Origin of the sequence: Actinocrinis sp., from assembly GCF_035650855.1 — a bacterium.
Classification (GTDB): Bacteria; Actinomycetota; Actinomycetes; order Streptomycetales; family Catenulisporaceae; genus Actinocrinis.
This window is the reverse complement of the sequence record NZ_DASRGV010000154.1, coordinates 1-10,329: the sequence shown is the minus strand read 5'-3', so window position 1 is coordinate 10,329 and position 10,329 is coordinate 1. Positions and strand designations below refer to the sequence as shown.

Annotated in this window: 10 protein-coding genes, 1 tRNA gene and 1 pseudogene; 8 read left to right on the top strand and 4 right to left on the bottom strand. The window is 70.2% G+C overall.

Going from position 1 to position 10,329, the window contains the following annotated elements; all coding sequences use genetic code 11:
• Positions 1–976 (bottom strand): DNA gyrase subunit A (locus VFB40_RS11885; RefSeq protein ID WP_324849923.1); only part of this gene is annotated, 976 nt, incomplete at its 3' end.
• Positions 977–1,219: 243 nt separating this feature from the next.
• Between VFB40_RS11885 and VFB40_RS11880 the strand changes: the two genes are divergently transcribed.
• The 3 genes from VFB40_RS11880 to VFB40_RS11870 are packed head-to-tail and all read left to right on the top strand — an operon-like array spanning position 1,220 to position 3,959.
• Positions 1,220–1,846: a DUF5998 family protein gene (locus tag VFB40_RS11880; RefSeq protein WP_324841461.1), complete on the top strand. Its 627-nt coding sequence runs from the start codon at positions 1,220–1,222 to the stop codon at positions 1,844–1,846.
• 4 nt (positions 1,847–1,850) lie between these two features.
• The gene (locus VFB40_RS11875) at positions 1,851–3,047 is read left to right on the top strand and encodes an alkaline phosphatase family protein (RefSeq protein ID WP_324849921.1); all 1,197 of its coding nucleotides are present in this window, start codon (positions 1,851–1,853) and stop codon (positions 3,045–3,047) included.
• A gap of 6 nt (positions 3,048–3,053) precedes the next feature.
• Positions 3,054–3,959, top strand: coding sequence for a sulfurtransferase (locus VFB40_RS11870; RefSeq protein WP_414642081.1), 906 nt, complete (start codon positions 3,054–3,056; stop codon positions 3,957–3,959).
• Positions 3,960–3,969: 10 nt separating this feature from the next.
• Here the strand turns inward: VFB40_RS11870 and VFB40_RS11865 are convergent, their stop codons facing one another.
• Positions 3,970–5,529 (bottom strand): zinc-dependent metalloprotease, encoded by a 1,560-nt coding sequence (locus VFB40_RS11865; protein ID WP_324849918.1) that lies wholly within the window; start codon positions 5,527–5,529, stop codon positions 3,970–3,972.
• Between the two features lie 199 nt (positions 5,530–5,728).
• Between VFB40_RS11865 and VFB40_RS11860 the strand changes: the two genes are divergently transcribed.
• From VFB40_RS11860 to VFB40_RS11845, 4 genes are all read left to right on the top strand, one after another.
• A complete protein-coding gene (locus VFB40_RS11860; protein WP_414642082.1) occupies positions 5,729–6,823 on the top strand; it encodes an NAD-dependent epimerase/dehydratase family protein in 1,095 nt (364 codons plus the stop codon).
• Positions 6,824–6,863: 40 nt separating this feature from the next.
• Positions 6,864–7,355, top strand: a complete 492-nt coding sequence (locus VFB40_RS11855; protein WP_414642080.1) for a molybdenum cofactor biosynthesis protein MoaE — start codon at positions 6,864–6,866, stop codon at positions 7,353–7,355.
• Positions 7,356–7,371: 16 nt separating this feature from the next.
• A complete protein-coding gene (locus tag VFB40_RS11850) occupies positions 7,372–7,572 on the top strand; it encodes a hypothetical protein (RefSeq protein WP_324849913.1) in 201 nt (66 codons plus the stop codon).
• Between the two features lie 85 nt (positions 7,573–7,657).
• Positions 7,658–8,713: a YlbL family protein gene (locus VFB40_RS11845; RefSeq protein WP_324849911.1), complete on the top strand. Its 1,056-nt coding sequence runs from the start codon at positions 7,658–7,660 to the stop codon at positions 8,711–8,713.
• A gap of 135 nt (positions 8,714–8,848) precedes the next feature.
• Here the strand turns inward: VFB40_RS11845 and VFB40_RS11840 are convergent, their stop codons facing one another.
• A complete protein-coding gene (locus VFB40_RS11840; RefSeq protein ID WP_324849910.1) occupies positions 8,849–9,415 on the bottom strand; it encodes a PPA1309 family protein in 567 nt (188 codons plus the stop codon).
• A gap of 179 nt (positions 9,416–9,594) precedes the next feature.
• Here VFB40_RS11840 and VFB40_RS11835 point away from each other — a divergent pair.
• Positions 9,595–9,668 (top strand) — tRNA-Met (locus VFB40_RS11835).
• A gap of 274 nt (positions 9,669–9,942) precedes the next feature.
• Here the strand turns inward: VFB40_RS11835 and VFB40_RS11830 are convergent.
• Positions 9,943–10,329, bottom strand: a pseudogene (locus VFB40_RS11830) (hypothetical protein); the annotation flags it as partial.

The following is a 10,329-nucleotide window of genomic DNA, read 5'->3' as shown; positions in this document are numbered from 1 at the left end:
CCTCCGGGTTGAAGCCGTTCTTGATCTCGATGACCAGGCGAAGGCCCTGCTGCCGGTCGGTGAGGTCCTTCAGGTCGGCGATGCCGGCCAGCCTCTTCGCGCCCACCAGATCCTTGATCTTCGCCACGACCCGCTCGGGCCCGACGGCGTACGGCAGCTCGGTGACCACGATGCCCTTGCGCCGGTTGGGCAGCGTCTCCACGTGCGCGGTCGCCCGCATCCGGAACACGCCGCGCCCGGTCTCGTAGGCGTCGCGCACCCCGTCCAGCCCGACGATCCGCCCGCCGGTCGGCAGGTCCGGACCCGGCACCAGCCGCATCAGCTCCTCGAGCGAGGCCTCCGGCTTCTTGATCAGGTGCCGGGCCGCCGAGATCACCTCGCCGAGGTTGTGCGGCGGCATGTTCGTCGCCATGCCGACCGCGATCCCGGCCGCGCCGTTCACCAGCAGGTTCGGGTACGCCGCCGGCAGGACGTCCGGCTCGGTCTCCTGGCCGTCGTAGTTCGGGCCGAAGTCGACCGTGTCCTCGTCGATGTCCGCGGTCATCAACAGCGAGGCCGGGGTCAGCCGGGCCTCGGTGTACCGCATCGCCGCCGGCGGGTCGTCATTGCCGAGCGAGCCGAAGTTACCGTGCCCGTCCACCAGGGGCAGCCGCATCGAGAACGGCTGCGCCATCCGCACCAGCGTGTCGTAGATCGGCCCGTCGCCGTGCGGGTGCAGCCGGCCCATCACCTCCCCGACCACGCGCGCCGACTTCACGAAGCCGCGATCGGGCCGCAGCCCCATCTCGTTCATCTGGTACAGCACCCGCCGGTGCACTGGCTTGAGCCCGTCGCGGGCGTCGGGCAGCGCGCGCGAGTAGATGACCGAGTAGGAGTACTCCAGGTAGGAGTTGGACATCTCCTCGGTCACGTCGATCTCGACGATCCGTTCCTCGAACGGCTCGTCAGTCTCCTGGGGTGCGCTGCGGCGGGCCATGGCTGCGCTGCTCCTGTACCTGTCGTCTGTGCTGTCTGCCGGCTGGTGGATCCGGGCGCGACTGGCGTCGGACCGGACCCTGCCGCCGCCGAATGCTGCGGCCGCGGCGCGAATCCTCTCATTGTGCGGCACCCATCCTCCCGCCGGGCACCGACAGAACCACTTGGAACCGGCCGCGACGCCCCGGAAACCGGCCGCCACCCGATGTACGCGCGCGGGCCCTGGCAGTGCGAGGATTGGGCTATGCCCCAGAGAACCGACTCCGGCGCCCTCGACCCCGGTCTGCGCGCCTCCATCGAGCGCAGCGGCTACTACCCGGCGCTGGTCGCCGAGGCGGTCGAGACCGCGCTCGGCGGCGAACCGGTCATCAGCCATCTGGTCCACCAGGAGACGACCTTCGACGCCGAGGAGGTACGCCGCCACGTCACCGTGCTCGCGCTGACCAAGCGCCGGCTGGTGGTCGGCCACACCGACGAGCACGGCACCGAGCCGGAGCTCGACGGAGTGGACTCGCAGGTGGGCTCGTACGCTTCCACCTCGACCGAGACGGTGCGGCTCGACCGGGTCTCGACGGTCGTCGTGACCAGGGTGGTGGACGACCCGGCGAAGCACGTGCGCGGCACGCTCCCGCGCGAGGTCGTGCTCACGGTCGGCTGGGGCGCAGTGGGCAGAGTGGACCTCGAACCGGCCAACTGCGGCGACCCGCACTGCGAGGCCGACCACGGGTATACCGGCACTGTCACGGGCGACGACCTCTCGCTGAGGGTGTCGACCGGTGCGGACGGCCCGGATGCGGTACGGATGACGCTCGAGTTCGCCCAGGCGCTCGCGGCTGCCACCGTCGAACTCGGCGCAGCTGGACGCGGGTAACGGCGTGGACGCGGGGGCGGCCGAGGGGGAGGCCGGGTTCGATTATCCGGCTTACGGCGCGGGCGCACTGTGCGACGTGCTGCCCGCGATCGGCGCCGCTCTCGGCGTGTCCGCGGCCCCGTCCACCACGACGACGGCCGATCTGTGGGAGCTGCACCCGGTCCGCCGCGCGTGCCTTTTCCTGGTCGACGGGATGGGCAGCGAGCTGATCCTCAAGAACGCCGACGCGGCTCCCTACCTCGCGGCGTTGCTGCAGAACGGACCGCAGGGCATCGGGCCGCAGGGCGTCGGCCGCACGCTCACCGCCGGCTTCCCCTCCACGACCTCGACCTCGCTCTCCTCGATCGGCACCGGCCTGCCGCCCGGGGCGCACGGCATGCTCGGCTACAAGCTCATGGTCCCGGGGACCGGGAAGCTGATGAACTTCCTGAAGTGGGATCAGGACGTGGATCCGCTGCAATGGCAGCCGCGGGAGACGATGTTCGAGCGGCTGCGCCGGGCCGGCGTCGCGGTCACCCACGTCTCCTCGCCGCGCTTCGCCGAATCCGGCCTGACCCGCTCGGTATTCCGCGGCGCACACTTCTCCGGAGCCGAGCCGCCGGACGTACGGGCCGAGCGTGCCCTTCAGGCGCTCGAGGAACCCGAGCCGGCCCTCGTCTACCTCTACTACTCGCAGCTTGATTTCGTCGGACACGCGGCGGGCGTCGGCTCGCAGGCCTGGCGCGACCAACTCGGCTACGTCGACGCGCTGGTGCAATGGCTTGCCGAGCGGCTACCGCAGGACTCCTCGCTGTACGTCATCGCGGACCACGGCATGCTCGACGTGCCCCTGGAGCACCGCATCGACGCCGACACCGACTGGGAATTGCGGGCCGGTGTGGCGCTGCTCGGCGGTGAGGCACGAGCCCGACACGTTTACGCACACCCAGGCGCGGAGCGCGACGTACTCGCGATCTGGTCCGAACGCCTCGACGGCGTCGCGGCGGTGCGCTCCCGCGAGGAGGCCATCGCCGAGGGCTGGTTCGGTCCCGGCGTGGATGTGGGTATGCGTGACCGGATCGGCGACGTCGTGGTCGCGATGCGCGGGGACTGGGCGGTGATCGCCTCCGAGCGCGAGGTCGTCGAGTCCCGGCTGATCGGCATGCACGGCTCGATGACCGCGGCCGAACGGTTGGTCCCCCTGCTCGAGGTGCGAGGATGACGAGTTATGGCCCCTGAATCGGTAGACCGTGCGCCATTGATCTCCATCGAACGCCTGGCCGAACTGCTCGGCGTCGGCAAGGAGAAGACACCGGTCGGGACCGTGACACTGCTCGACGTGCGCTGGTCACTGACCGGTCCGCCGGGCCGCGACCTCTACGCCGCCGGCCACATCCCGGGCGCGCGTTTCGTCGACCTGGACCACCAGCTCGCCGGACCTCAGGCACCGAACGGCGTGGGAGGTCGCCATCCGCTGCCTAACGCGGAGGACTTTCAGGCCGCGATGCGCGCGTTGGGCGTGTCCGACGACCGCACCGTCGTCGTGTACGACGCAGCCGACTCGACCTCTGCGGCGCGTGCCTGGTGGTTGCTGCGGTATTTCAGCCACTCCGACGTAAGGGTGCTCGACGGCGGATACGCCGCGTGGGCGGCGGCCGGCCTGCCGACCATCTCCGGCGACACGCCGGGAACCTCCGAACTCGGCGCCGCGACCGGCGCAGGGAACTTCATCGCCGTGCCCGGCGCGATGCCGGTCATCGACGCCGACCGGGCGGCCAAACTCGCGGTCGAGGGAGTGCTGCTCGACGCGCGCGCCGCGGCCAGGTTCCGCGGCGACGTGGAGCCGATCGACCCGGTCGCCGGGCACATCCCCGGGGCGGTGAGCGCACCGACCCGCGACAACGTCGGACCGGACGACCGCTTCCTGCCGACCGAGATCCTGCGCACCCGCTTCGCCTCGCTCGGCGCCAACGGGCTGAACGGCCGCGAGGTCGGCGTGTACTGCGGCTCCGGAGTGACCGCCGCGCACGAAGTGCTCGCGCTGGAGCTGTCCGGGATCAGGGCCGCGCTATACCCGGGCTCATGGTCGGATTGGATTACCAGCCCCGACCGCCCGGTAGCCGCCGGGGAGTGAACCGCAGGGACTACTCCCCGCTCTTGTCCTCCCCGCCCTGGTCCTTCTCGTCGGCCGGCTTCTCCTCTGCCGCCTTCTGCTCGTCCTCCCCGAACATGTCGCTCAGCCCGGACATGTCGAGCTCGTCGCGGTGCACGAAACCGTCCGGGTCGTCCAAGTCCTCGGCGGTCGGCAGCAGGTCCGGGTGCGCCCACAGGTCATCGCGTCCGTCGATGCCGCGCGCGTCCCCGAGCGAAGCCCACAGCCGGGACGCGTCGCGCAGCCGCCGCGGCCGCATCTCCAGGCCGACCAGCGCCGAGAAGGTCTGCTCCGCGGGACCGCCCGAGGCCCGGCGCCGCCGCAAGGTCTCACGCAGCGCGCCCGCGTGCGGCAGGTTCGGCGCGGCCGCCGCGTTGACCACAGCGTCCACCCAGCCCTCGGTCAGCGCCAGGATCGTCTCCAGCCTGGCCAGCGCGGCGCGCTGCTGCGGCGTGTCCGGGGCGGTGAAGGTGATGCCCTCCTCGAACACGCTCTGCAGGTTCGCCAGACCCTCCGGAGACTGCGCGTTACGCATCAGCTCCTCAATGCGGCTCTGATCCACGGTGATCCCGCGTGCGTACGCCTCGACCGCGCCCAGCACGTGCGCCTTAAGCCACGGAACGTGCGCGAACAGGCGGTGATAGGCGACCTCACGCATCGCCAGGTACAGCCGCACCTCGGTCGCCGGAATCTCCAGACCCGCGCTGAACGCCGCCACGTTCGACGGCAGCAGCACCGCCTTGCCGTCCGGACCGAGCGGCAGGCCGATGTCCGAGGAGCCGAGCACCTCGGTGGCCAGCTGCGCCAGCGCCGTGCCGACCTGGTGCCCGAACAGCGAGCCGCCCATCTGCCGCACGATCCCGGTGATCGGCGCCGCGGCCCCGGCCGCCGCCTCCGGCAGCAGCCCGCTCATCGCGCCGGTCATCCGCTCCGCCACCGGCTCGACCAGCTGCTTCCAGACCGGCAGCGTCTTCTCGATCCACTCGGCGCGGCTCCAGGCCAGCGCCCCGGTGGTGCCGGCCGGCAGGGCGGTCACCTCGTCGAGCCAATGTTCGGCCAGCCGGACCGCGTCCTCGATCGGGCCGGTCTCGCCGGAGGTCGGGCTCGGGTCCGGCTGCGAGGCGGACACCGTGCGGGCGACGTCCCTGGCCAGCGCCCAGTTCACCGGGCCCTCGCCGCTGTTGATCAGCGACTGGATGCGGCCCATCATCATCATGAGCATCTGCGGGTCGAACCCGGGCATCTGCTGCCCGAGCCCCGCGGCGAACTTGGACAGCGACTCGCCCATGTCGCCGCCCTCCGCCCCGCCGAGACCGAGCGCGCCCAGCAGCCCGGCCAGCGGGTTCGCCCCGGCCTCCGCGCCGCCCACGCCCTCCTGCCGGCGTTCTTGATCGCCGCGTTCGGCCTGCTCACGGGCCGCCCGCTGCTCGGCCTCCTTCGCCTCGCGCTCGACGTCGGCGCCGAGGCCCTCCAGCCCCTTGACGATGTCCTCGAACGGCACCGGCTCCGGCTCGTCCCCGCTCGGTGGGACACTTTCTGAGTGGTCGTTCACGTCGAACCTCTAGACAATCGTCCACACTGGAGAGGGACCCCCGGCGCAACCGCGCCTGACGCGGCGCGCACGAGAAGCGGTGTTCACGGGAAGCACGGCCACTCAATCACTCGGGGATCACGCACTCTACGGATAGAACAGACTTTACGGTGAACGGAGTGTCCCGTCCCCTCACCGTAGTAACCATCGGAGTGTGCTTGTGAGTTCCCCGGCAGAAGGCGGACGGCGCCGTTCGGCGCGACTCACCGTAGCGGTTACCGGAGCGGCCGACGTCATCGGCGCGGCGGTGGCCGTCCGCCTGGCCGGGCACGAGGGCGTACGCAAGGCCGTTGCGCTCGACACTCGCAGGCTTGACGCACCCGGTGTGGTCTTCAGACAAGCCGACGCGCGCGATCCTGGCCTGGCCGAGCGGCTCGGGGACGTGGACGTCGTCATCCACGCAGACATCGACACCTCACCTGACACGGACACCAAGACGCGTACCGCATGGAACGTGCGCGGTACGCAGACCGTCCTCACCGCCGCAGCCGCCGCCGGAGTGAGCCGCGTCGTCCTGTTCACCAGCGCCGTCGTCTACGGTGCGTACCCGGATAATCCGGTGCCGCTCGCCGAAGACGCACCGCTGCGTGCGGTACCGGACGGTTCGCTCGTCGGCGACTATCTGGAAATCGAACGATTGGCCGAACGCGCTCCCAAAGCGCACCCCGGTCTATCCGTCACCGTCCTGCGCCCCGCCGTCCTGACCGGCCACGGCATCGACACCGTCTTCACGCGTCACTTCGAGGCGCCCCGGCTGCTCGTGGTCAAGGACTCCGAACCGTGCTGGCAGTTCTGCCACGTCGAAGACCTCGCCTCCGGCCTCGTGCGCGCCGCACTAAGCGACGTGGACGGCCCGCTCGGGGTCGGCAGCGAGGGCTGGCTCGGGCAGCAGGAGGTCGAGGAGATCTCCGGGATGCGCCGGATGGAACTGCCCGAGTCGCTGGCCGTCGGCGCCGCGGAACGCCTGCACCGGCTGCACCTGACCCCCGCCCCCGCCACCGACCTGCAGTACGTCATGCACCCGTGGGCGGTCTCCACCGAGAAGCTCAAGGCCACCGGCTGGCAGCCGGAGTTCAGCAATGCCGAGGCGTTCCAGGCGCTGCTCGTCGAGATCGAGGGCCACCACGCGGCGTTGTCCCGCCGCCTCGGCAAGAAGGACGCAGCCGCCGGTCTCGGCGCGGCCGGCGCCACCGTCGCGCTGGTCGGAACCGCCGCCCTGGTGCGTCGCGCCCGCAAGAAGCGCCGCACCACCTGAGCCCCGCCACCCGCCAGGCCCTTCCCGAGATGATGATCTTATGTCTCCCAGTCCCACGCCCCCTGCGACGCCACCAACCCTCCACGACGATGAGGTGTCCGTGACCGACCCCGTCCGTCTCATCGACGTACGCGACACCCCGCTGTCCGTGGACGAGGTGCTCCGAGCCGTCACCGACCGCCACGCCGGCGGCATCGACCTGTTCATCGGCGCCGTCCGCGACCACACCCCGGAACGCCCCGGCGAGCAGGTCACCGAGCTCGAATACTCCGCGCACCCGACCGCCCGCGAGCGACTCCTCGACGTCGCGCGCAAAGTGGCCGCCGACCACCCCGGCACCGCGCTCGCCGCAGTGCACCGGGTCGGGAAGCTACAGGTCGGCGACCTCGCCGTCGTCGTCGCGGCGTCCGCCGCGCACCGGGCCGAGGCGTTCGCCGCGTGCAGGACCCTGATCGACACGCTGAAGGAGCAGGTGCCGATCTGGAAGCGCGAGGAGTTCCGGGACGGCTCCCACACCTGGGTCGGAATTTGATCTAGGCTGCCGATCCGTGCTCTCGATCCTGGTCTGGTGGGCCATCCCGGCGGTCGCAGTCGTTGTAGCGGCCCTGGTGGCAGCCGTCGCGCGACGCGTCCGGCGTGCCCGGGAGGACGTCGGCACCCTGCACCGCTACCAGCGGGCCCGCCAGGTCCTCGCGCGTACCCAGCAACCCGCCCCGCCCCAGCGCCCCACCGTCTCCACCCGCGACTGACCCTGCTTTCCCCCGCCCCTTCCTTCATGCTCCCATTCCCCCTCCCGCCTGCACGCCTCCAGATCCGTGCATTAGGGTCGTTCACATGCCGCGCCGACGCACCGTCACGCTCGCCGTCTCAGGAACTCTTCTCGCCGTCTTCGGAGTCGGCGTGTACTTCCAGCCGGTGCCTTATGCGGAGATGACCCCCGGTCCCACCTTCGACACACTCGGCTCGTATCAGGGCACGCCACTGATTACGATCACCGGCCACCAGACGTACAAGACCGACGGCCAACTGCGCATGGTGACTGTCGGCGTGTCGAGCCAGGACTACCAGATGCCGCTCGGTACGGCCCTTGTCGGCTGGCTCAGCTCGGACCAGGCGATCGTGCCCAAGGAGACGATCTACCCGCCCGGTACGACGCAGCAGCAGAGCGACCAGGAGAACGCGGTGGCGTTCACCGACTCGCAGGACGCGGCGATCACGGCGGCGCTCGGCGCCCTCGGCATCAAGCCCAAGGGCAGCGAGGTCGTCATCGCGTCGGTGAGCGCGGGCACGCCCGCGGACGGCAAGCTCCAGGCCGGCGACATCATCCAGTCGGTCAACGGCACCGCGATCACCACCGGCGGCGACAGCGGGTTGGCCGAGGTGCAGAACGTCATCCAGAAAGTGACGCCCGGTCAGCAGGTCAGCTTCGTCGTCTCGCGCGGCACGAAGCAGCAGACGGTCACGACCAGCACCACGAAGAACAGCAAGGGCAAGGCGGTCGTCGGCATCTCCGTGGAGAGCGAGAACACCTTCCCCTTCGACGTGAGCATCCAGCTCAACGGAGTCGGCGGCCCGAGCGCCGGCATGATGTTCGCGCTCGGCATCATCGACAAGCTCACCCCCGGCGGCGACCTGTCTGGCGGCAAGGTGGTGGCCGGCACGGGCACGATCGACGCGTCCGGAAACGTCGGCGCGATCGGCGGCATCCAGATGAAGACGATCGGCGCCCGCCGCGACGGGGCCACGGTGTTCCTCGCCCCCGCGGACAACTGTGCCGACGCGAAGGCGAACCTCCCCGCCGGCCTGGAGTTGGCGAAGGTCTCAACCCTTCAGGACGCGCTCAACGCCCTGGCGGACATCCGTGCCGGCAAGACCCCGCCGAGCTGCTGACCCACCGTCACCCAGCCGCTCTTCCCCTCGCACCGCCACCCCGCCCGGCACGCACACTCATACCCATACCCACGCCCCCGCCCGCACCTTCATCGTGCAACCGCCCGTCCTCCCCGCCCCCCTCTCTTCCCGCCCTCAATCCCGCAACGTCTGCGCCAGCGCCTCTTCCAGGTTCGGCACGAGCCCAGGCCCAGACAGCACCTCGTCATCCGCATCCCGCGAGCGAAGCCTCAGCGCGCAGTCCCGTGAGCCGTCCCTCAGCACCCCCACGGCGATCCGCACCTCCTGCCGCTGCGGATGCGCGGCCACCCAAGCGTCCAGGTCCACCCCGGAACCGTCTGCAGGCATCTCCGCCTCAGCATCCGGCGGCAGCATGACCCGCTCGACCACCAACGCCGCCCCGTCCACGGTCTCGGGCCACCCGATCCCGGCCAGCGCCTCGTCGAGCGCCTTCCCACCGGGAAAGCCCTCCTGCTCGATCGACGTGTAAGCCCGCATCGGCCCCAGCCCGGAAACCTCCACGGTCTCCGGCGCCAGCGCAGCCGCCAGCCGCGGCTCAGCCTTGATCAGCGCCGCAGTATCCGCCAGCGCGAACAAGCGCGGCCCCTGGTCCCAGCCGTCGCGGGAGACATGCTGCTCCAGCTCGATCAACGACTGCGTCAGCGCGGCGTTCATGGCACCCGCGGCCTTCCCGTTCTCCATGGCGCCATTCTCCCCGAAACCAGACCCCGCCGACCCCCGCGCCAGCCAATCCGCCACCCCGCAACGCCCGGACCTGCGCAAACAAGCCACTCATCACAGAACTCGTCCGCGCGATAGCCGCTTCGAACTATCCGATTTGCTTCCGCAGCAACCTTCGACCTACAGTAGAGACACACCGACGCGGGGTGGAGCAGCTCGGTAGCTCGCTGGGCTCATAACCCAGAGGTCGCAGGTTCAAATCCTGTCCCCGCTACACAGGGATGTTCACGAGTTCGCTCGCTGAACGTTCACGAGATCCCGGTCAACCAGAGATGGTTGACCGGGATCTTCGCGTTGGAGGCTGTTTTCGTTAGCCGGGAGCCGCGTGATCTTCTTCCGGAGGGTGTGATGGTCCGGGAAGGAGCCGGTTGGTCCGCACGCGGGCATGCCGAGGGGACCGCGAACCTTCCCTGGGTTCGCGGTCCCCTCGGCATGATCTTTTGTTTGGTTCCGCAGAGTGCTGGCCCGCCTGGTGGGTGGGCCCGGGCCTAGCTTGTGGGTGGCGCAGTGCCGGGCGTGTCTCGCGGCGTTACAGCGTCGTGGTCGGCGGGCGCGTCCTGGTCTTCTGGCAACAAGTGATCCAACAGGGTGGCCGGGTCTTCGTATCTGTCGCTGACGAATTGTTCGAGTCTGCGCAGGTTCGTGATTGCGATCGTGAGCGCGAGCAGGAGCGTTTGGGCGACGCGTCCGCGGGCGCGGCGATGCTTGGCCGTGGCGATGCAGGTGTCGATGCCTTTGAGCCAGCCGTTGGCGCCTTCATTCTGCGCCCTGATGGATTTGTAGCTGGTCAGCCATGCACTGGTGCCGTGGGCGAGGGCTTGGGCGTATTTCGCGTTGTCTGTTGGCAGAACGGTGATGCTCGCCTGGGTGCAGCA